Source organism: Cetobacterium sp. NK01, from assembly GCF_024506395.1.
Taxonomy (GTDB): Bacteria; Fusobacteriota; Fusobacteriia; order Fusobacteriales; family Fusobacteriaceae; genus Cetobacterium_A; species Cetobacterium_A somerae_A.
Map to the genome: position 1 here is coordinate 961,441 of NZ_JANIBO010000001.1, position 22,618 is coordinate 984,058.

Sequence of the window (22,618 nt, forward strand, 5' to 3'; positions counted from 1 at the left end):
GAAACTATATAGTAGCATATTAAGGTTAAAACTTCGATATATTAGTATTGGTCAGCTAAAAGTCTCACAACTCTTACACCCCCAACCTATCAACCTCCTAGTCTCGAAGGTATCTTAAAGAGTACTTATCTTGAAGTCAGTTTCCCGCTTAGATGCTTTCAGCGGTTATCTGTTCCAAACGTGACTACCCAGCTGTGCCACTGGCGTGACAACTGGTACATCAGAGGTTTGTCCATCCCGGTCCTCTCGTACTAAGGACAGATCTTCTCAATACTCTAACGCCTACAGTGGATAGGGACCGAACTGTCTCACGACGTTCTGAACCCAGCTCACGTACCGCTTTAATGGGCGAACAGCCCAACCCTTGGGACCTTCTCCAGCCCCAGGATGCGATGAGCCGACATCGAGGTGCCAAACTCTACCGTCGATATGGACTCTCGGGTAGAATCAGCCTGTTATCCCCAGGGTAGCTTTTATCCGTTGAGCGACGACCCTTCCATTCGGAATCGCCGGATCACTATGTCCTGCTTTCGCACCTGCTCGACCCGTCAGTCTCGCAGTTAAGCTCTCTTATGCCATTGCACTCTACGGTTGATTTCCATCCAACCTGAGAGAACCTTTGAACGCCTCCGTTACTCTTTCGGAGGCGACCGCCCCAGTCAAACTGCCCACCTAGCACTGTCTTCGAGGGTACAAACCTAATTAGAATTCCGACATAGTATGGTTGGTATTCCACCAGTGACTCCGCGTAATCTAGCGACCACACATCTTAGTCTCCCAACTATCCTATACATACGATGCCAAAACCCAATACCAAGCTACAGTAAAGCTCCATGGGGTCTTTCCGTCCTACTGCAGGTAACCGGTATCTTCACCGGTAATACAATTTCACCAGGCCTCCCGTCAAGACAGCTCTCAGATCGTTACACCATTCGTGCAGGTCGGAACTTACCCGACAAGGAATTTCGCTACCTTAGGACCGTTATAGTTACGGCCGCCGTTCACCGGGGCTTCAATTCGGAGCTCTCACTCCTCCTCTTAACCTTCCGGCACTGGGCAGGTGTCAGCCCATATACGTCGCCTTACAGCTTAGCATAGACCTGTGTTTTTGTTAAACAGTCGCCTGAGACTCTTCACTGCGGCCTCTCATAGCTTTGCGTCGCGTGTACGCTCACCATAAAAGGCACCCCTTCTCCCGAAGTTACGGGGCTATTTTGCAGAGTTCCTTAACGAGAGTTAGCCTGTCCGCCTTAGATTTCTCATCCTGACCACCTGTGTCGGTTTGGGGTACGGGCACTAATATCTTTATAACGCTTAGAAGCTTTTCTCGGCAGTGTGGTATTTGCACCTTCCATCTTACGACTCCTCATCACACCTCACGTTTAGTCTAGCGGATTTTCCTACTAGACCACGCTACATGCTTGAACTGGCACTTCCGTTCGCCAGCGTGCATAACCTCCTGCGTCCCTCCATCACTTGATATCAGTGGCACAGAAATATTAATCTGTTTTCCATTCGCCTACGCAATCTAGCCTCGGCTTAGGACCCGGCTTACCCAGGGGAGACAAACTTTACCCTGGAACCCTTGGTCTTCCGGCGTGGGGGATTCTCGCCCCCATTCTCGCTACTTATTCCTGCATTCTCACTTCTGATACCTCCAGAGTCTCTTGTCGATTCTCCTTCAACGGCCTACAGAACGCTCTCCTACCAGTCGCTTACGCAACTCCACAGCTTCGGTTTATAACTTAGCCCCGTTACATTGTCGGCGCAGAGACTCTCGACCAGTGAGCTATTACGCACTCTTTAAAGGTATGGCTGCTTCTAAGCCAACCTCCTGGTTGTTTGTGAATCTCCACCTCCTTTCCCACTTAGTTATAATTAGGGACCTTAGCTGGTGGTCTGGGTTGTTTCCCTTTTGACCATGGAAGTTAATTCCCATAGTCTCACTCCTGAGCTCTAGAATTATGGTATTCGGAGTTTGATTGACTTCGGTAAGCAGTATGCCCCTAGGTCATTCAGTGCTCTACCCCATAATGGAACACTCAAGGCTGCACCTAAATGCATTTCGGAGAGAACGAGCTATCTCCTGGTTCGATTGGCTTTTCACCCCTAAACCTACCTCATCTCCCAACTTTTCAACGGCGGTGAGTTCGGGCCTCCACTGTGTCTTACCACAGCTTCACCCTGGACAGGCTTAGATCACCAGGTTTCGCGTCTACGCCCAGCGACTATGTCGCCCTATTCAGACTCGGTTTCCCTTCGGCTCCGTTAAACTTAACCTTGCCACTGAACGTAACTCGCAGGATCATTCTCCAAAAGGCACGCCATCACCCCAAAGGGCTCTGACCGCTTGTAAGCACACGATTTCAGGTTCTATTTCACTCCCCTCCCGGGGTTCTTTTCACCTTTCCCTCACGGTACTATGCGCTATCGGTAAGTAAGAGTATTTAGCCTTACGAGATATGGTCCTCGCAGATTCACACAGAATTCCTCGTGTTCCGTGCTACTTGGGAGAGATCATACATTTGATACGGTTTACCTGTACGAGGCTTTCACTCTCTACGGCAGGCCTTTCCAGACCTTTCCAGTTCGGCGTATCATAATGTCGAATACCTTGCAGTTCTTCAGACGATCTTCCCGCTACCCCGTAGATGCAACGGCTGCATCCTTGGCACATCTACGGTTTGGGCTCACCCCCGTTCGCTCGCCGCTACTTAGGGGATCGTTTTTACTTTCTTTTCCTCGGGTTACTTAGATGTTTCAGTTCACCCGGTTCCCTCTTTCGTGCTAAGACTCCATCTTAGCAGATTTCTCCATTCGGAAATCTTGGCATCACAGTTCGATTGCAACTCCACCAAGCTTATCGCAGCTTACCACGTCCTTCATCGGCTCTTACTTCCTAGGCATCCTTCGTGTGCCCTTAATATTTTAACCTTGTAATATAATTCATATTATTTAGACAGACTAACTACTCAATTTAAGATTGACTTAAAAATGAATTGTTAGTTAATTTAGAATATTTTCTCAATATCTACTATATAGTTTCCAATGTCCAAGTTTGATAATGTATAATGGTGCGTTTGAGTGGACTCGAACCACCGACCTCACGCTTATCAGGCGTGTGCTCTAACCACCTGAGCTACAAACGCATAAGAACATCATCAATCGAATAGAGAAAAAGTTAGTCTCCTTAGAAAGGAGGTGATCCATCCATCCCCACCTTCCCGTACGGATACCTTGTTACGACTTCACCCCAATCGCTAATCACACCTTAGGAACATCCCTCCTTACGGTTAGGCCTGCTACTTCAGGTGCAACCAACTCTCGTGGTGTGACGGGCGGTGTGTACAAGACCCGAGAACGTATTCACCGCAACATGCTGATTTGCGATTACTAGCGATTCCAACTTCATGTACTCGAGTTGCAGAGTACAATCCGAACTAAGAACAGCTTTAAGAGATTAGCTCACCCTCGCGGGTTGGCAACTCTCTGTACTGCCCATTGTAGCACGTGTGTAGCCCAGCGTATAAGGGGCATGATGACTTGACGTCATCCCCACCTTCCTCCTGCTCATCGCAGGCAGTATCGCATGAGTGCTCAACTTAATGGTAGCAACATACAATAGGGGTTGCGCTCGTTGCGGGACTTAACCCAACATCTCACGACACGAGCTGACGACAGCCATGCACCACCTGTCACTAAGTTCCGGCAAGCCGGCACGAATCTATCTCTAGAAACTTCTTAGGATGTCAAACGCTGGTAAGGTTTCTCGCGTTGCGTCGAATTAAACCACATGCTCCACCGCTTGTGCGGGTCCCCGTCAATTCCTTTGAGTTTCACACTTGCGTGCGTACTCCCCAGGCGGATCACTTATCGCGTTAGCTTGGGCGCTGAGGTTCGACCCCCAACACCTAGTGATCATCGTTTACGGCGTGGACTACCAGGGTATCTAATCCTGTTTGCTCCCCACGCTTTCGCGCTTCAGCGTCAGTATCTGTCCAGTGAGCTGACTTCTCCATCGGCATTCCTACAAATATCTACGAATTTCACCTCTACACTTGTAGTTCCGCCCACCTCTCCAGTACTCTAGAAAAACAGTTTCCAACGCAATACGGAGTTGAGCCCCGCATTTTAACATCAGACTTATTTTTCCGCCTAGACGCGCTTTACGCCCAATAAATCCGGATAACGCTTGCGACATACGTATTACCGCGGCTGCTGGCACGTATTTAGCCGTCGCTTCTTCTGTTGGTACCGTCACTTTCTTCTTCCCAACTGAAAGCACTTTACAATCCGAAGACCTTCATCGTGCACACAGAATTGCTGGATCAGGCTTGTGGCCCATTGTCCAATATTCCCCACTGCTGCCTCCCGTAGGAGTAAGGGCCGTGTCTCAGTCCCCTTGTGGCCGTTCACCCTCTCAGGCCGGCTATCCATCGTCGCCTTGGTGGGCCGTTACCCCACCAACTAGCTAATGGAACGCAAGGCTCTCTCTTGGTGCATATAGCTTTCATAAGTTTCCCATGCGAGAATCTCATAATATCCGGTATTAGCTGTCGTTTCCAACAGTTGTCCCAGACCAAGAGGCAAGTTCCTTACGCGTTACTCACCCGTCCGCCATCCTCATTACCCGAAGGTAACTTGAATCGACTTGCATGTGTTAAGCATTCTGTCAGCGTTCATCCTGAGCCAGGATCAAACTCTTCATTCAAATATATTTAAAGTCCTAAGACTTACGTTTACACCATTTATTGGTTTGCCATTTCTGGCATTTGTTATTTTCATAACTTCTGACTATTTTCTCTATTCGGTTGTTAATGTCCTTCTGTTTTTTCGTCTGCGGTGTTTCCCGCTGACAAAAATAATAGTACCATAAATTTTAAACTTCGTCAACTACTTTTTTTTATTTTTTTTATTTTTTTTTAAAATAAAAAAAAGATAGAAAGTATTTTCTTTCTATCTTTGACTTTTTTATTTTCTTAAATCATCCATAAGTTTTGTCTTTTCAGAAGTTTTTTCATCTTTTAACTTTATTACTTTAGCTGGATTTCCTGCTACAACTGCTCCTTGAGGTACATCTTGTAAAACAATTGCTCCTGCTGCAACAACCGCACCTTTACCTATCTTAACACCTTCTATGACTACTGCATTAGCTCCTATCATTACATCATCTTCTACTATTACAGGTTGCGCAGATGGAGGCTCTATTACACCAGCTAAAACAGTTCCTGCTCCTATATGACATCTTTTACCAACTATTGCTCTTCCGCCCAATACTGCGTTCATGTCAATCATAGTTTCTTCTCCTATTTCAGCCCCAATATTTATAACGGCCCCCATCATAATTACTGCATTATTGCCAATTTTTACTTTATCTCTTATTATAGCTCCTGGTTCTATTCTAGCGTTTATATTTTTAGTATCTAATAAAGGTACTCCAGAGTTTCTAGCTATATTTTCTACAAAATAATTTTTTATATTTTCCTTATTTTCTTGGAGTATTTCTTCAATCTCTTTCCAATCGCCAATTAAAATTACTCCCTCTTCGCCTTTAAAAGAAAATATATTTTCAGTTTTTAAATTTACTATTCCATTTATATAAACTTTTGACAAAGTTTTTTTTGTTGAATTTTTTATAAAACTTATTAATTCTTCAGCTGTTTCTAATTTCATTTCTCCTCCTTTTTTATTTAAACATATCTTTCATCGTATAAAGATTTGGTTTCTTTGAAAATATAAAATCTGCACATTTTAAAGCTCCTACAGCAAAAATTTTTTTTGATAAAGCTTTGTGTGTTATTTCTATTATTTCATCTTCTCCAGCAAAAATTATACTATGTTCACCAACTATCGTCCCTCCTCTTATAGCGTGTACTCCAATCTCTTTTTGCTCTCTTTTTTTCATCCCTTCTCTTCCATAAATAACTTCATACTTTTCTGATAACGAGTTCTGAATTGTTTCTAAAAGAGTAATCGCAGTACCACTAGGAGCATCTATTTTTTTATTATGATGCTTTTCTATTATTTCAATATCAAAATTCTCTTCTAATTTTGGTGTTATTTTTTCTAGAATATCATTTACAGCATTAATTCCCAAAGATGTATTTGATGATAATAATATAGGTATTTTTTTTGAGGAATCTACTATTTTTTCTAATATTTTCCCATCATAACCCGTTGTTGCTATAACTAAAGGATATTCTTTTTCTACACAATCGTTTAACAACTTTTCTAACTTGCTAAAATGTGAAAAGTCTATCACAACATCTATTTTAAGATTTTTTTGAATTTCATTTATATCATTAACAAAGGCAACTACGTTTTCTCCACCTAATTCCTTAATCACAGTTCCCATCGTCCCTGTTCCATGTACAGCTATATTCAAATTGTCTCACCAACTTCTTGAAGCTCTTTTTTGACTATACTTTTGCTTTTTTCATCTAAATCCCCTAAAGGCAGACGGCATTTTCCAACATTTTTACCAAGTATATTCATAGCTTCTTTTACAGGAATTGGATTTACTTCTACAAATAAAGCTTTTACTAATCCATTATATTTTAATTGAAGTCTCTGAGCTTCCTTTACATCACCATTTAGAAAACTATAAACCATATTATGAACGACTTTTGGCTCAATATTAGCTAAAACAGAAACTGTTCCCACAGCTCCTATAGACATCAATGGTATTGTTATATCATCATTCCCTGAATATAAAGCTAACTCTGGTACTAAACGAGCTATTTCACAAGCATAAGAAATATCTCCACTAGCTTCCTTTAACGCGACAATATTCTTTTGTTTAGATAATTTTTTTAGTAAATTTATAGATAAATTTACTCCTGTTCTTCCTGGAACATTATATAACATTATAGGTAAATCAACAAATTCTGCTATTGATATAAAGTGTTTATATATTCCATCTTCATTTCCTTTATTATAATATGGTGTTACTAATAACAGACCATCCACACCCATTTGTTCATATTTCTTGGCCATTTCAATAGCTTGAATCGTATTGTTACTCCCAGCTCCAACTATTATAGGTAGCCTCTTCTTATTAGCTTCTAAAACAGTTTCAACAATTTTGACTTTTTCATTCTCTGTAAGTGTACTAGCCTCTCCTGTTGTACCTAAAATTATAAGAGCATCTGTGCTATTTTCACAGTGATATTCTACTAACTCTGATACTTTTAAATAATTTACACTCATGTCTTCATTAAATGGTGTAATTAGTGCTACTCCTGATCCTTTAAACATACGCTACCCTCCAGTTTAAGTTGTTAATCGAGCAGTATCTTTTACTGTCCCCTATCTTATATTATCCTCTATATTGAGAAAATTCAAATCATTTTTTAATTTTTATAATTTAGTTACTTATGTAAGTTCCACTTTCACTGCCTAAACTTTCTCCTACAAAAATTGATACCCCATATTTTTTCCCGATTATAACCGCTTTAGTTTCCATTACTTTAGCACCATTTCTAGACATTTTTTCCATCTCATCATAAGATATTCTTTCAATTTTTTTTGCTAATTTATTTTTTTTAGGATCTTCTGTATACACTCCATCCACATCAGTATAAATTTTACACTCACATCTTAAAACTCCAGCTAAAGCTACCGCTGTTGTATCAGACCCTCCCCTTCCTAAAGTTGTTATATCTCCCACATCATTTATCCCTTGGAATCCTGCGATTATAATTACTTTTTTCTCTTTTAATATTTTTTCTAAAAACTCATTATTTATACTTACTATTTCACTATCTCCATATTCACCTTCTGTTTTTAAACCTATTTGATATCCTGTATAAGAAACAGCTTCACATCCAATAGAATTCAAAGCTAAAGATAGTAATGCAATACTCTGCTGCTCACCAGTACTTATGAGCATGTCCACTTCTCTTTTATTAGGTTTATCTGTAAAATAAAATGCTTTTTTTAATAATTCATCTGTTGTTTTTCCCATTGCAGAAACTACTACTATAATTTCATCAACTTTTTCTTTTAATAATTTTATATGATTAGCTATTTTTATAATTTTTTCTAACGTAGCTACTGAACTTCCACCGTATTTTAATACTACTCTCATAAATTTATTTCACCTCTCAATTTTCTTTTCTATATTTTACTTCTTTTAAATATGATTTTTAATTTATCAATTTTTTATTTTTTTTGTTCATATATTATACGAATAAGATTTTTAAATATAATTAATTTATATTTTTGTAAATTCATATAATATGAATTTATATACTTTATATTTGTTTTTACAACAAAATAATATTATTATTAATTAAATTATTTTTTAGGAGGTTACTATGGATTTTTTATTAAAAGATATTATTAGATATAGAAGAGACCTACACCAAATTCCTGAAGTAGGTTTTAAAGAATTTAAAACTCAGCAGTATATAATTAAGGCATTAAAGGATATGGGATATTCTCCTAACGTAATTTGCGAAACAGGTGTATACGTACATATTTCAGGTAAACAAAAAAAATGTATCGCTTTTAGAGCTGATATTGATGCTTTAGCCATAGAGGAAGAAAATAATTGTGAATTTTCTTCAAAACATACTGGGTTTATGCATGCTTGCGGGCACGATGGACATACTGCTACACTTTTAGCTTTTGCAAAATATTTAACTACTTTAGATATTTTTAATCAGAGTATACTCTTAATATTTCAACCTGCCGAAGAAGGACCAGGAGGAGCCAAATTCATTTGTGAAACAGGAATTTTAGAAAAATTTGATGTTAATGCAATTTACTCTTTTCATCTTTTTCCAGATTTAGAAGAGGGAACCATTTCAACTAAACCTGGTCCATTTTTTGCACAAGCTACTGAATTTGATTGTAAAGTTATTGGAAAGGGTGGACATGGAGGGATGCCTCAAAAAACTAATGATCCACTTATTCCTTTTACAAAAATTATCGATTCTTATCAAACCATTATCTCTAGAAATATTTCTCCTTTCAACGCTGGCGTTATTACAGTTGGGAAAATAAGTGGTGGTACAGTTAGAAATATTATATCTAACTCTATCGATTTTTATGGTACAATTAGAGCATATTCTCAAGAAGATACTGAGTTTATCATAAAAAGAATGAAAGAAATACATACTGGAATAGAAATAGCTTTCAATGTAAAAATTGAAAATGAATTTAGAATTCTTTATCCTCCTGTAATAAATGATGAATCTCTTTATAAAAAATTTCTAAAGATTTCTTCACAATTTAACTTCATTCAAGGAGAAGCTTTAGCTTTAGCTGAAGATTTTGCTTTCTATCAAGAAAAAGTTCCTGGAATATTTTTTCTGTTAGGCACTAGAAATAAAGAAAAAAAATTCACTTCCCCTCTACATAGCTCTTCATTTAATTTTGATGAAAAAGTACTTCTTGAGGGAGTCAAACTTTTTGCAAAACTTTTGGAGGAAACTAATGAAATATAAAATGATTGTTACTGATCTTGATGATACTTTACTAAATTCTCAAGGAAAAGTATCTTTAAAAGATAAAGAATCAATACTGAAAGCTCAAGAAGAAGGAATAATATTTGTTCTTGCTTCAGGAAGACCAACATATGCCATGAGAGATTTGGCCAAAGAACTAAAACTCGATAAATATGGTAGCTATATTCTATCTTACAATGGCTCTATTATAACTAATTGCAAAACTAATAAAAATATTTTAGAAGAAACTCTTACTAAAGATGAAATTCATCAACTTTATGACTTTAGTAAAAAAAATAATGTTGAAATTATAACTTACTTAGATGATACAATAGTTTCAGAAAATTATAGTTCTTATATTGAAGTGGAAGTTGAGTTAACAAAAATGCCTTTTGAAAAAGTTAAAAACTTTAAAGCTACAATAGATAAGGACTGCGTTAAATGTATACTACTTGAAGAACCATCATATCTTAAAAAAGTAGAAGAAAAATTAAAAAACGAATTAGGAAAAAATTTCTCTATCGCTATTTCTAAACCATTTTTTTTAGAAGTTACAAAACTAGGTGTTGATAAAGGAAGCTCACTTTTAAAATTAGCTAAAAAGTTAAATATCCGACAAGAAGAAATCATTGTTGTAGGAGATTCTTATAATGACCTACCTATGCTTAAAATAGCTGGGTTACCTGCATGTGTTGAAAATGCAAAACCTGAAATAAAAGAGATTTGTAAGTTTATTTCAACTTCAAATAACAATAATGGAATGACAAATATTATTGAAAATTTAATTTTAAAAAAATAAAGTGATTAATCACTTTATTTTTTAAGTTAAATACTTTGACAATAAAAATAATTGACATATAAAGTTTATTATGTTAATATTTTTATATAAAAATTTTGGAGGTAGTTTATGCAAGTTTTCATTCATCATATATATGAATTTGAAAAAGGAATAAGAAACTTAATTTTACACACTATTTCTGAAGACTTGTTAAGTTTTGTAGAGAATAGATTGAATTCAAAAAATATAGCTTATAAAATATATAAAATCAAAAATGGAAGATACAATATTTTTTTTGGAGATGATTCTTGTATTAATGTCATAAAAAAAATTAATAAATCTAACCTATCTGAATATACAGCAGAAGAAGATTTTATTCTTGGAATTATGCTTGGCTACGATAGAAAGAAGCAATGTGATAGATATATTTTTTTTAAAAATAAAGAAAACACTAAAGTTTCATAAAGGAGGAGATGAAAATGATTGCTATAGTTGGGGGGTTAAAAAGAGGAGAACGAGAATATTTAGATTTACTAAAAACTTATAATCTAAAAGGAAAAGTTTATAATACTCAATGTCCAAATTTTTGTAAAAAAATTAAAAATTGTGAAATGTGCATAATTTTTACTAACTTGGTAAGTCATAATCTTTTGAACAACTGTAATAAAGTTTGCAAAACACAAAACATTCCTATTGTTCATTTAACTAATAATAGTATCTCAAAACTAAAAGAAAACTTAGATAAAGTATATAAATGAAAAAAGATTGCATATTAATGCAATCTTTTTTTTATAAAATCAATCCAGCTTAAAACCCTCATATTTTTTAATAAAATTAAAATTAAAAAATAAATAACTCCATATATTATTGGAACTGCTATTAAGGATATCAAATTTCCTAATTCTCTTATAGAATTTATCTTTAAATATATACCACAAGCTATTATAATTCCAACAATAATAGTTAAAACTCTATCTTTTGTCATAATTTTATAATCACAATATAGTTTTTTCATTTTGCCTATTTTTATTAGAGCTACTATAACTTCGGTAATTAAAGTTGCTAAAGCTGCTCCATTTCTTAAATATATTGGGATTAAAAAGTAATTTAATCCTATATTTAAAAATACGCCAAATATAGATATCAATAATATATCTTTTTCTAAATCATTTGGTAGCATAACTTGGCCACCTACAAAAGTACCTAATGCTAAAAATCCTAAACATGGAGACATTATTATCATAGTTTCTATTGCACCCTTAAAATCAGGACCTGAAAATAATAATGTAAATTCTCTAGCTAAAATCATCATTAACAAAGTAGCTGGAACTCCTACTATAAAACAATAATCTATAAAAACATCTATATTTTTATAAATATTTTGCTTTTCTTTTCTCTTAATTGCTCCAATTATTCTTGGAGATAAAACTGTTCCTAGTGTTAAAATTACCGGTAAAACCATTTTATACATTTTTACTGCTGCTGTATATAATCCTACTTCTGTATCGTTTATCATAATACCTAACATTGTTGTATCAATACTTCCATATATACCAATTGTAAAAATATATAAAAATATTATAAACATATTACTCGTATGTCTTTTAAAGTTCAAATCTTTAAAATAAAAATATTTTCTTACACTAATCACATCAATTATTCTTGCTAGTACTTCTGGAACAACTAAAAGCAAGGCATATAAATAATAATCACTTGGAGTTTTTATGAAATAAAATAAAAATCCTAAAGATAAAACTCTAATTGTAAATGATCTTATTAACCTTCTTTTATGATTTTCCATAACAACAAAAAAATGATTTATATGAAAGCATTCAAATAGAACTTGAATTGCAAAAATATAAAATATTAACTTCTCTTGATAAAACTTTCCATAAAATTGGACTGTTATTAATAAAAGAATTAAAGAACCTATACTACTCAAAATTGTCATTATGAATAGTTCTGTAAATATTTTTTTAAATTCAACCCAATCTCCAATTCCTTTTGCTCTAGATAGCTCTTTTATTCCATAATTTGGAGCTCCTAGCACTGAAATAATCAAAAAATAAGCTACAACTCCCTGAACAAAATATACCTTTCCTAAATATTCAGGCATTAATATTCTCGAAATATAAGGAAAGGTTATTATTGGAAAAATTGTGTTACTTATTATAAGTAGAACATTATATAGATAATTTTTAGAAACTGACATTTTGCATCTTCCTTTTTAAGATTCTTTTGGATTATAAAAAATATACGCTATTGTAAATACAGATAATATCATTTGATACCATAATAAAGGTATTATATCAAAAGGAGAAACTTTCCCACCTGCAAAGCTTAACATGATAAGCATTTGTGCACCGTAAGGAATTGCTCCTTGAGCTATACATGAAAATATATCTAATACTGATGCTGCCTTTTTAGGATCTACTCCATATCTATCAGATATTTTTTTAGCAATTGGTCCATTTATTATTATTGCCACTGTATTATTTGCTACAGCCATATCAGTTAAAGTTACTAAAAGCGCCATTCCCATTTGAGCACTTTTTACACCTTTTATTCTTTTTTCAATTGTATTCATTATCCAATCTACTCCTCCAGCTTTAGTAACTAGAGACGCCAATCCACCTGTTAAAAGAGATAATAAAAATATCTCCGTCATTCCTGTAAAACCATTATAAATTTCTTTAGCATATCCTAACCATGTAAAATCACCATAATATAATCCTATTACTCCTGATAGTGCAATTCCTGCTGTTAATACAACAAAAACATTTATTCCAACTAATGACAATGTTAATACAAAAATATACGGTAAAACTTTTATTATATTATAAGCATATATTCCCGTTTCTGGAGCTACATCTGGTTTTCCAAAAACTATTAATAGTATCAATGTTAAAATAGCTGCAGGAGCTGCAATTTTAATATTCACCCTAAATTTATCTTTCATCTCAACACCTTGGGTTCTTGTTGCTGCAATTGTTGTATCAGAAATTATCGAAAGGTTATCTCCAAACATTGCTCCTCCCATTAAAGCTGCTAGAACTAAAGACATTGAAACACCACTTTTCTCTGCTAAACCTACAGCTATTGGCGCTAATGACACAATAGAACCTACTGATGTTCCTGTGGCTGTTGATATAAATCCTGCTATTACAAATAACCCTGGCGCTATATAATGAGATGGCACATAAGTTAATCCTAAATTAACAGTAGAATCGACTCCTCCCATTGATTTTGATACAATTGCAAATCCACCTGCCAAAAGATATATTATACACATTGTTATTATATCTTGATGTCCACATCCTTCTAGGAAAGTTTCAAACTTCTCTTTTATAGTACCTTTAAATAGCAAAAACGCTACAATTATTCCAGGAAAAATTGCTACTGGTGCTGGTAATTGATAGAACGCTAACTCTACACCCATAGAGTCTAAAACAACTCCACTTCCTAGATAAAATCCAATGAAAACTAAAAAAGGAACTAATCCTTTGAAATCTCCTTTTATTTTTGTATTCATTTTTACCCCCTTTTTATTTTTTTATATATTTTTATGAGTATACATTATTTTTTATTTTTTATCAAATTTTTAGTAAAAAAAAGTTCCAGCAGAACTGGAACTTTCTTATATAACTATTACCCTCTTATTTCAGCAACAGTTTTTATTTTATAATTTTTAAATACGATCGATCCAACATATCCTGCTAAGATACCTGCAACTGCACATAATCCAGCTGTTATTAATACCTCTTTAGCGGGATTAAATCCAAACATTACTGCGAAACCAGCGATTGGTGTTGCTGTTCCTGTAGCATTATTAATTAATCCGAAGTAGTTAACAATCATACCAGCTATTCCTCCACCAATAAAGTTAGTAGTGAATACTGGAATTGGATTTGCAGATATAATATCTGCTTGAGTTAATGGCTCAATAGCTACTGCTATTGTTGTTGATCTATCTCCAAATTTCATTCTATCAAAGAATACATAGTTCATAAATGATGAAGCCATTACTGATAATGCTCCTATTGCCATTGGTAAACCAGTTAATCCTAACATTGCTGTTAAAGCCATTGAACTTATTGGAGCTGTAGCAACTACTGTTATAACTCCTCCTAAGATAAATGCCATTACATACGGACTAGCTGATTGAGCCGCTATAATTATATCTCCAATTGTTTGTAAAGCAAATGTAACTCCTGGTGAAACAAACTGAGCTATTCCTCTTCCTAAAGGTGCTGCTAAACAAATAATAACAATTAAATCTAATCCATCAGGGATTTTTTCTTCTAATTTAGGAATAATGAATGACATTATGTATCCAGCTATAAATCCAGGGATGATTCCCATTCCTCCACAAACTACACCTAACATAACTGCATAAACAGGACTTACACCTAATGCTAATGGAACTAAAATTGCTGCTGCAACTCCTCCCATTGATCCTGCTGACGCTCCAACTTCTCCTAAAAACTTAATTCCTAAAAGATCTCCACCAACATATAATTGGAAAGCTTCTACTAGGAAACTTGCTGTTGCTGCTCCTGCTAGAGCACCCATAGCTTTCATTCCTCTTGGTGCTTTTAAACTAAATCCAGTAAAGAATGCTAAAACCAATAATAATAACACTGTACCTTTTAATAATTCCATTTTCCCTCTTTCCTTTAATGTCCTTGTTAAAAAAATAACAATACATTAATATATACTTTTTTTCTCACAGAATTGATTATACTCCACCTTTTACAAAAAGTAAAGTGTTTTTTTTATTTTTATGTTTATTTTTAAAACAATTCAATATATGTTTAACACATTTAATGTATACTTCACAATACTGCACTTTTTTTAAATGTTCGATAAACATTTTTTTATTAAATATAGTTACTATTTTCACAATTCGACGTTTGAACCTTCCCTTAAATTAGTATTTTGTAGGTTGTTTATATGATAATTTTATGTTAGAATCTAAGCATCTAAATTTAATTGGGAGGTATTCGTAATGAAAAGAGTTATTAACACTGCCAAAGCTCCTGCAGCTATTGGACCTTATTCTCAAGCAATCGAAGTAAATGGAACTTTATATGTATCTGGACAAATTCCATTTGTTCCTGAAACTATGACTGTTGTATCTGAGGACGTTAGAGAGCAAACTAGACAATCATTAGAAAATGTTAAAGCTATTTTAGAGGAAGCTGGATACAGTTTAAATGATGTTGTTAAAGCTGGAGTTTTCATTAAAGATATGAATGATTTTGCTGCTATCAATGAGATTTACGCTGAGTATTTAGGAGATGTTAAACCTGCTAGAGCATGTGTTGAAGTTGCTAGATTACCTAGAGATGTTAAAGTTGAAATTGAAGTTATAGCTGTAAAATAATAAAAAAGATGAGGAAATCCTCATCTTTTTTTTATAGATTTTGAATATTAATTTTTATTGCTGAAAATTTACATTTATCATAACACAATTGACATCCTATACATTTTGATTGATCAATTTTATGCTTTTGTTTTACTTCTCCCTCTATACATTTAACAGGACAAACTCTAGCACATGCTGTACATCCTATACATTTTTCTTCAATTATTTCAGCTTTTTTTATCTCTTTGACTTCGCTATTTATAGCTTTAGTTGGACACTTTACAGCACATAAACCACATTCTACACATTTTTCTGGATCTATTCTTGCTACATTATTTTTTATTTCAATCGCATCTACTGGGCAAGCCTTCTGACATAATCCACAAGCTATACAAGCTGCTGTACAGGCTTTTCTAGCCACAACACCTTTATCTCTAGACATACAACTAACTGTCACTCTTTTATTCATAGGTAACATTTCTATCAATCGTTTTGGACATGTTGCAACACATTTTTTACAAGATACACATTTCTCTTCATCTATACTAACAATTCCTTTTTCAGTAACTGTTATAGCATTAACTGGACAAACTTTAGCACAATCTCCATATCCTAAACATCCATACTTACAAGATTTATCTCCACCAGCATATAAATTTATTGCAGAACAAGTTGTCAACTCTCCTTCAAATTCATATGTTTTGCTTGTTTTTGTACAATCTCCTTGACACAGTAATTTTGCCACCATTTTTGGTCCTGATAGATCAACTGTAGCTCCCATAACCTTTGCTATTTCTGCTGCTACTGCTGGACCTCCAGGTGAACATGCTGTCATTTCTGCTCCATTTAAAGCTATTGCTTCTGCGTATCCTGAACATCCTGGATATCCGCAAGCTCCACAGTTTATTCCTGGAAGTATTCCTTGAATAGCTTCTACTTTTTCATCAACCTTAACTTCAAACTTCTTAGAAGCATAGGCTAAAAATAGTCCCATTGCTAACCCTGTTCCTCCCAATGATAAAACAGGAAATAATATTGATTCCATTAAGCTACCTCCAATCTATATTTGCATTCCGCTGAATCCCATAAAAGCCATTGCTAAAAGTCCTGCTGAAATAAATGCAATTGGAACTCCTTTAAATGGTCCTGGAATAGCTGCATATTCTATTCTTTCTCTTATTCCTGCTAATAATACTAGAGCCAATGTAAATCCAATTGCTACTGCAGCTCCGTTTATTACTGATTCTATAAAATTATATTCCTGTTGGATATTTAAAATTGCGATACCTAACACCGCACAGTTTGTTGTTATAAGTGGTAAAAAAACTCCAAGAGCTTTATATAAATTTGGCGAAGTTTTTTGAATTGCCATTTCAACAAATTGTACCAGAGAAGCTATTATTAATATAAATGCTATAGTTTGTAAATATTCTAAATTTAATGGTACTAATAAATAATTATAAATTGTCCATGTAACTCCAGAAGCTAATGACATAACAAAAGTTACAGCCATTCCCATTCCTATTGATGATTCAACCTTTTTAGAAACTCCCATAAATGGACAAATTCCTAAAAATTTAGCAAATATTATATTTTGAATAAAAATTGCTGTTATTATTAAACTAAATATTTTTGCAAAATCCATATCTTATTTCACCCCACTCTTTCTAGCTTTAATATAGTTCTGAGTAGCGATTATAAAACCAATTGTTATAAATGCCCCAGGAGCTAATATAAATATTAAAGCTGGTGTAAATGAAGCTGGTGTTACAGAAATTCCAAAAGCTGTTCCATTTCCTAAAATCTCTCTTATAGTACCTAAAAGAGTTAAAGCTAATGTAAATCCTAATCCTGCTCCAATTCCATCTAATATTGATTTAAAAACTGTATTTTTTGATGCAAAACTCTCAGCTCTACCTAGTACTATACAGTTAACAACAATCAGTGGAATAAATAATCCTAAAACTTTGTATAATTCAGGCACATATGCCTTCATAACCATTTCTACTATTGTTACTAATGATGCTATAACCATTATAAAAGCAGGTATTCTAACTTTATCTGGAATGAAACTTTTTATCATAGATATTAACATGTTAGAACAAACTATTACGGACATCGTAGCTAATCCCATAGCCATACCATTTATTGATGAAGATGTAACACCTAATGTTGGACATAATCCAAGTAAAAGCACAAATACTGGGTTTTCTTTTATTATTCCATTTAATAATATATCTTTATTTGACTTAGCCATTATTTTTTATTCACCCCACTATTAAAGCTATTAAGAGCTCTTTTAATTCCAGTATATACAGCATTTGGTGATATTGTTGCACCTGCAAATCCATCTGCTGATTTATTAAACTCATAAGATGCATCTTTTCCTATAGCTTTTTTTTGCCATTCTGGATCTAATATTTTTGATCCTAATCCTGGTGTTTCTTGGCTTCCTATTATATTTAATCCAGTGACTCTTCCTCTTCTATCAATACCTAAAACAAAGTCTATGTTTGCTGCGTAACCTGGTTGTGAAACTGTTACTACATAACCTACTGGTTTTCCATTTGAACCATTTCCTGGAATAAATTCTAATTCATCTACTTTTACAATAGCATTTTCATCAAATGATTCTGCTTTAGGTAAAACCATGATTCTAGCTGCATTTACAGCTGCTCTTTCATTTTCTTTAATAACTTTTTGAGTAGCTCCATTAACTATAGATAATATTCCAGCTGATATCGAAGCAATCAGAGTTAAAACTATACCATAATGTATAAATCTATTTTTCTCCATTACTTCACCTCCCCAAACTTCTTAGGATTTGTATATCTATTTATTAATGGCACAAATCCATTCATTATAAGTATTGAGTATGCTACACCTTCTGGATATCCACCTTTAAATCTTATCAGAGAAACTAATACTCCTATTCCAAAGGCAAATATAGCTCTACCTTTTGGTGTATGTGGAGAAGTTACCATATCTGTTGCCATGAAAAACGCTCCTAAGAATAATCCACCTGAAAAAATATGTAAAATAGGATTAGCTCCAGCTATTAAAGACGCCACAAATACTGTTCCTATCATTATAGCAGGTACTTTCCAATCAATTTGTTTTTTATATATTAAATATAATCCACCTATAAGTAATGCTAAAGCTGATGTTTCTCCTAAGCATCCACCCATTTTACCTATAAATGTATTTAAATAAAGATTTCCATTTTCAATTAAAGCAACATCTGATGATAGTCCTCTTTTCATAGTATCTAAAAGAGTAGCTCCTCCAACATCATCATACATAAATGTTGTTATTGCAACTGGCCAAGAAGCTTGTACAAAAGCTCTTCCTACTAAAGCTGGATTAAATATATTATGACCTAACCCACCAAAAACCATTTTACCTAAAGCTATTGAAACAACAGCTCCTATTACAACATAAACTAAAGACATGTATGGCGGTATAACAAAAGCATATAAAATTCCTGTTATAACGGCACTTCCATCAAAAATTTGAACATCTTGCTTCATTAATTTTTGACAAACATACTCTGTTACCATACAAGATAAAATTGATACTGCTGTAACTATAATTGCTCTAATTCCAAAAAAATAGCATGCTGCTAAAAGTGCTGGTAATAATGCGATTATTACATCATACATTACATCATCAACAGTTTCCTTAGTTCTGATATGAGGCGATGGCCCCATCTTTAAAATTTTTGCCACTTTCTTCCTCCTACTTTTTCATTGTTCTAAGTTTAGCTTTTCCAATTTTTATTGCTTCTGTTAGCGGTCTATTTGCTGGACAAATATAAGCGCAAGATCCACACTCTATACAATCCATTAAATGGTATTTTGCCATCTCTTCCCACTGTGAAAATTCAGCTAATCTAGCATACATTATAGGTTCTAAAGACATTGGACATGCGTCAACACATTTTCCACATCCTATACAAGCCTTAGGTTTACAATAATTTGTTTCCTCTTTAGTTAATGCCAATAGCCCAGAAGTTCCTTTAATAACAGGAACTTCTAAAGTTAATTGAGCCATTCCCATCATAGGTCCACCCATTACTATTTTTTCTACATTTTCTTCATTATAACCACATTTTTCTAAAAGTTCTGAAATAGGTGTTCCTATAACTGCTTTTAAATTTTTAGGCTCTTTTATAGCTTTTCCAGTAACTGTTACAACTTTATCTATAAGTGGTAATCCATTCACAACTGCATCATAAATTGCTGCTGCTGTTGTTGTATTATTTACAACTACTCCCACTGCAGATGGTAATTTTCCTGATGGAACTTCTTTATTTAGTATTGCCTTTATTAAAGATTTTTCTCCTCCTTGAGGATACATAGTCTTTAATGGCATAACTTCTATATTTGTCCCTTGACAAGCTTTTTTCATAATCTCTATTGCTTCTAATTTGTTGTCCTCAATTCCAATAACAGCACTATCTACATTTAAGATATGCTTCATAATTTTTATTCCTTCAACAACTTTTGTTGACTCCTCTATCATAACTCTGTTATCAGAATTTAGATACGGTTCACACTCTGCACCATTTAATAGTAACATATCTATTTTTACATCTGATGGTGGATTTAATTTTATATGAGTTGGAAATGCCGCTCCTCCAAGACCAACAATTCCTTTTGCTCTAATTATTCCTAATAATTCCTCTTTTGTTGAATTTTTCCACTCTGGTAATTTTTCTAAAGTAGTCCATTCATCTTTTTCATCATTTTCAATTACAATTGTTTGTACACTTCCCATTAGTGGAAATGGTAAATTTTCTATTTTTTTTACTACTCCACTTACTGTTGCATGTACAGGCACCGATAAAAAAGCATCTGAATCCGCTATTATCTGCCCTTTTAAAACTCTTTCTCCAACTTCTACACAAGGCGTTAAAGGAACCCCTATATGTTGAAGAAGTGGGATGAAAACCATTTTTGGTGCTGTTAATACTTCTACAGCTTGATTTTCTGTTTGGATCTTATTTTCAGGTGGATGTACCCCTCCCTTGAATCCGAAGAATTTCATAAAAATATTCCCTCCTTTGTAGTTAACAAACTATATTCCATTGTTAGGATAACATATTTATTTATATTTAACAACTTTTTTGAACTATTTTTTTGCTTTTTTGTGTTACTTTTTGTTATATTTCTGCATAATTTTATCTATTTGTATGTTTTTTAATACATCTTCTAACAATGAATTCACAGTAGAAAACATCGGATTTACAATTTCACTTTCCTCTTTTGTAAACCTACCCAGTACAAAATTAATATTTTCATCTTTATTTTTAGCTTTTCCAATTCCACATTTAACTCTCATAAAGTCTTGTCCTAAATGAGAAATTATAGATTTTATACCGTTGTGCCCTCCAGCACTTCCATTCATTTTCACTCTTAATTTTCCTAAAGGTAAATCCATGTCATCATAAACCACTATTAAATCTGTCGCTGGATTTATTTTATAAAACTTAACTACTTGAACTATTGAATTCCCACTTAAATTCATGTATGTTTGTGGTTTTAATAGAATTACTTTTTCTCCATCAATTGTTTTTTCTGTTATTAGTCCTTGGAATTTATCTTTAAAAACATTAAACCCATTTTTTTCTGCGAATTCGTCAATTATATCGAATCCTACATTATGTCTTGTTCTTTCATATTCTTTTCCTGGATTTCCTAGTCCTACTATTAATTTCATTTTTCCTCCTAAAATCTATAAACTATAAAGAAAGAGAGAATCCTAGATTCTCTCTTTCAAAAGGTTTTATTAGCAATTTCCATCAAATTGGTATTTTGCAAGTCCTCCTAGAGAAGTTTCTTTATACTCCTCTTTTAAGTCTCTTCCTGTTTCTCCCATTGTTTTTACAACTTGGTCGAATGAAATACTGTGTTTTCCATCAGTATATAATGCATATTGAGCTGCATCTAATGCTCTTACTGCTGCCGCTGCGTTTCTCTCAATACAAGGTATTTGTACATATCCTCCAACTGGATCACATGTTAATCCTAAATGGTGCTCTAATGCCATTTCTGCTGCATATTCGATTTGCTCTAACGATCCTCCTAATATGAAACATGCCATTGCCGCTGCCATTGCACAAGCTGATCCAACCTCTGCTTGACATCCACCTTCTGCTCCTGATATAGTTGCATTTTCTTTTATTATGTTACCTATTAATCCAGCTATTGCAAGACCTTTTAGTACCTCATCATTTGATAAGTTATACTCTTCTTTTAAAGCATACATTAATCCTGGGATTACTCCAGCAGCTCCACAAGTAGGGGCAGTTACAACTCTACCTCCTCCTCCATTCTCTTCTGATACAGCTAATGTATAAGCAAAAATTCTTCCAACAAATCCACCTCTAGATTTATCATTTCTTGCTTTTCTGTAGAATGATTGAGCTCTTCTTTGTAGTCTAATTGTTCCTGGTAATACACCATTTTTAGAAAGTCCTGATTGAACCGAAGCTTCTAAAGCAGTTCTTATTTGATCTAAGAAGTACCAAATTGATTCCCCTTCATTTTCAGTAACAAATTCCCATAACTCTTTTTTATTTTTTTCACACCATGACATAATTTCAGCCATTGTTCCAAAAGAATAAACTCTTGATCCACCTTGTCTTTGCTGTCCTTCTTCCATGATTGTTCCTCCACCAACAGAGAAAACTAACCAAGAATTTAACTCATTTCCCTCTTTATCTAAAGCGATAAACTTCATTCCGTTAGTGTGATACGGATGAACATACTCTGGCATCCATACTATTTCTGTAGATTTAGGCTTTAACGTCTCTATTATTATATAATCTGTTAAATGCCCTTTTCCTGTTAATGCAAGCGATCCATATAATTCTACCTTAAAGCTTGCTGCATCCGGGTTTTCTGCCTTAAATCTTTTTGCTGCTCTCTCTGGCCCCATTGTATGAGAGCTTGATGGTCCATTTCCGACCTTAAATAATTCTCTTAGTGAATCCATTTTTCCTCCTGAACTTTTAAT

General features: G+C 34.1%; 20 protein-coding genes, 1 tRNA gene and 2 rRNA genes. 5 read left to right on the forward strand and 18 right to left on the reverse strand.

Annotation, left to right across the window (positions count from 1 at the left end; all coding sequences use genetic code 11):
• Positions 1 to 21 precede the first annotated feature (21 nt).
• The 7 genes from NON08_RS04805 to NON08_RS04835 form a co-directional block, all read right to left on the reverse strand.
• Positions 22 to 2,934 (reverse strand): 23S ribosomal RNA (locus tag NON08_RS04805).
• A gap of 138 nt (positions 2,935 to 3,072) precedes the next feature.
• Positions 3,073 to 3,149 (reverse strand) — tRNA-Ile (locus NON08_RS04810).
• A 45-nt stretch (positions 3,150 to 3,194) separates the two neighbouring features.
• Positions 3,195 to 4,711: ribosomal RNA gene (locus tag NON08_RS04815) — 16S ribosomal RNA — on the reverse strand.
• The 16S and 23S rRNA genes sit together here with 1 tRNA gene alongside, the layout of an rRNA operon.
• Positions 4,712 to 4,971: 260 nt before the next feature.
• A complete protein-coding gene (gene dapD, locus NON08_RS04820) occupies positions 4,972 to 5,673 on the reverse strand; it encodes a 2,3,4,5-tetrahydropyridine-2,6-dicarboxylate N-acetyltransferase (RefSeq protein ID WP_256690306.1) in 702 nt (233 codons plus the stop codon).
• A gap of 13 nt (positions 5,674 to 5,686) precedes the next feature.
• Positions 5,687 to 6,385: a 4-hydroxy-tetrahydrodipicolinate reductase gene (gene dapB / locus NON08_RS04825; RefSeq protein ID WP_256690308.1), complete on the reverse strand. Its 699-nt coding sequence runs from the start codon at positions 6,383 to 6,385 to the stop codon at positions 5,687 to 5,689.
• Positions 6,382 to 7,257: a 4-hydroxy-tetrahydrodipicolinate synthase gene (gene dapA, locus NON08_RS04830; RefSeq protein ID WP_256690310.1), complete on the reverse strand. Its 876-nt coding sequence runs from the start codon at positions 7,255 to 7,257 to the stop codon at positions 6,382 to 6,384. The genes dapB and dapA overlap by 4 nt, the downstream gene beginning before the upstream one ends.
• Positions 7,258 to 7,366: 109 nt before the next feature.
• Positions 7,367 to 8,089 carry a hypothetical protein gene (locus NON08_RS04835; protein ID WP_256690312.1) on the reverse strand — a complete coding sequence of 241 codons (723 nt, stop codon included), beginning with the start codon at positions 8,087 to 8,089 and terminating at the stop codon, positions 7,367 to 7,369.
• Positions 8,090 to 8,318: 229 nt separating this feature from the next.
• On the opposite strand from NON08_RS04835, the gene NON08_RS04840 reads away from it, so the two are divergent.
• The 4 genes from NON08_RS04840 (at position 8,319) to NON08_RS04855 (ending at position 10,988) form a co-directional block, all read left to right on the forward strand.
• Positions 8,319 to 9,452: a M20 metallopeptidase family protein gene (locus tag NON08_RS04840; protein WP_256690313.1), complete on the forward strand. Its 1,134-nt coding sequence runs from the start codon at positions 8,319 to 8,321 to the stop codon at positions 9,450 to 9,452.
• Positions 9,442 to 10,251 (forward strand): Cof-type HAD-IIB family hydrolase, encoded by an 810-nt coding sequence (locus NON08_RS04845; RefSeq protein ID WP_256690315.1) that lies wholly within the window; start codon positions 9,442 to 9,444, stop codon positions 10,249 to 10,251. Before NON08_RS04840 ends, NON08_RS04845 begins: the two co-directional genes overlap by 11 nt.
• 108 nt (positions 10,252 to 10,359) lie before the next feature.
• The gene (locus NON08_RS04850; protein ID WP_256690317.1) at positions 10,360 to 10,695 is read left to right on the forward strand and encodes a DUF2023 family protein; all 336 of its coding nucleotides are present in this window, start codon (positions 10,360 to 10,362) and stop codon (positions 10,693 to 10,695) included.
• A gap of 14 nt (positions 10,696 to 10,709) precedes the next feature.
• Complete coding sequence (locus NON08_RS04855) at positions 10,710 to 10,988, forward strand: DUF2325 domain-containing protein (protein WP_256690318.1); 279 nt, start codon at positions 10,710 to 10,712, stop codon at positions 10,986 to 10,988.
• 14 nt (positions 10,989 to 11,002) lie between these two features.
• On the opposite strand, the gene NON08_RS04860 is transcribed toward NON08_RS04855, so the two are convergent.
• The 3 genes from NON08_RS04860 to NON08_RS04870 all read right to left on the reverse strand — a co-directional run bounded on the left by NON08_RS04860 (position 11,003) and on the right by NON08_RS04870 (position 14,892).
• The gene (locus NON08_RS04860) at positions 11,003 to 12,442 is read right to left on the reverse strand and encodes a flippase (protein ID WP_256690319.1); all 1,440 of its coding nucleotides are present in this window, start codon (positions 12,440 to 12,442) and stop codon (positions 11,003 to 11,005) included.
• Between the two features lie 15 nt (positions 12,443 to 12,457).
• On the reverse strand, positions 12,458 to 13,762 hold the full coding sequence (locus tag NON08_RS04865) for a Na+/H+ antiporter NhaC family protein (protein WP_256690320.1): 1,305 nt from the start codon (positions 13,760 to 13,762) through the stop codon (positions 12,458 to 12,460).
• Positions 13,763 to 13,878: 116 nt separating this feature from the next.
• A complete protein-coding gene (locus NON08_RS04870) occupies positions 13,879 to 14,892 on the reverse strand; it encodes a PTS sugar transporter subunit IIC (protein WP_256690321.1) in 1,014 nt (337 codons plus the stop codon).
• A 346-nt stretch (positions 14,893 to 15,238) separates the two neighbouring features.
• On the opposite strand from NON08_RS04870, the gene NON08_RS04875 reads away from it, so the two are divergent.
• Positions 15,239 to 15,616 carry a RidA family protein gene (locus NON08_RS04875; protein WP_256690322.1) on the forward strand — a complete coding sequence of 126 codons (378 nt, stop codon included), beginning with the start codon at positions 15,239 to 15,241 and terminating at the stop codon, positions 15,614 to 15,616.
• A 31-nt stretch (positions 15,617 to 15,647) separates the two neighbouring features.
• On the opposite strand, the gene NON08_RS04880 is transcribed toward NON08_RS04875, so the two are convergent.
• The 8 genes from NON08_RS04880 to NON08_RS04915 all read right to left on the reverse strand — a co-directional run bounded on the left by NON08_RS04880 (position 15,648) and on the right by NON08_RS04915 (position 22,597).
• Entirely contained in the window at positions 15,648 to 16,643 is a 996-nt protein-coding gene (locus tag NON08_RS04880) for an RnfABCDGE type electron transport complex subunit B (protein ID WP_256690323.1), read from the reverse strand.
• A gap of 15 nt (positions 16,644 to 16,658) precedes the next feature.
• The gene (gene rsxA, locus NON08_RS04885) at positions 16,659 to 17,243 is read right to left on the reverse strand and encodes an electron transport complex subunit RsxA (protein WP_256690324.1); all 585 of its coding nucleotides are present in this window, start codon (positions 17,241 to 17,243) and stop codon (positions 16,659 to 16,661) included.
• Between the two features lie 3 nt (positions 17,244 to 17,246).
• Positions 17,247 to 17,855, reverse strand: coding sequence for an RnfABCDGE type electron transport complex subunit E (locus NON08_RS04890; protein ID WP_256690325.1), 609 nt, complete (start codon positions 17,853 to 17,855; stop codon positions 17,247 to 17,249).
• A complete protein-coding gene (locus NON08_RS04895; protein WP_256690326.1) occupies positions 17,855 to 18,394 on the reverse strand; it encodes an RnfABCDGE type electron transport complex subunit G in 540 nt (179 codons plus the stop codon). Before NON08_RS04895 ends, NON08_RS04890 begins: the two co-directional genes overlap by 1 nt.
• Entirely contained in the window at positions 18,394 to 19,326 is a 933-nt protein-coding gene (locus NON08_RS04900) for an RnfABCDGE type electron transport complex subunit D (RefSeq protein WP_256690327.1), read from the reverse strand. Before NON08_RS04900 ends, NON08_RS04895 begins: the two co-directional genes overlap by 1 nt.
• A 10-nt stretch (positions 19,327 to 19,336) precedes the next feature.
• Entirely contained in the window at positions 19,337 to 20,647 is a 1,311-nt protein-coding gene (rsxC, locus tag NON08_RS04905) for an electron transport complex subunit RsxC (protein ID WP_256690328.1), read from the reverse strand.
• A gap of 105 nt (positions 20,648 to 20,752) precedes the next feature.
• The gene (pth, locus tag NON08_RS04910; RefSeq protein WP_256690329.1) at positions 20,753 to 21,319 is read right to left on the reverse strand and encodes an aminoacyl-tRNA hydrolase; all 567 of its coding nucleotides are present in this window, start codon (positions 21,317 to 21,319) and stop codon (positions 20,753 to 20,755) included.
• Positions 21,320 to 21,388: 69 nt separating this feature from the next.
• The gene (locus tag NON08_RS04915) at positions 21,389 to 22,597 is read right to left on the reverse strand and encodes an L-serine ammonia-lyase (protein ID WP_256690330.1); all 1,209 of its coding nucleotides are present in this window, start codon (positions 22,595 to 22,597) and stop codon (positions 21,389 to 21,391) included.
• Positions 22,598 to 22,618: the final 21 nt, after the last annotated feature.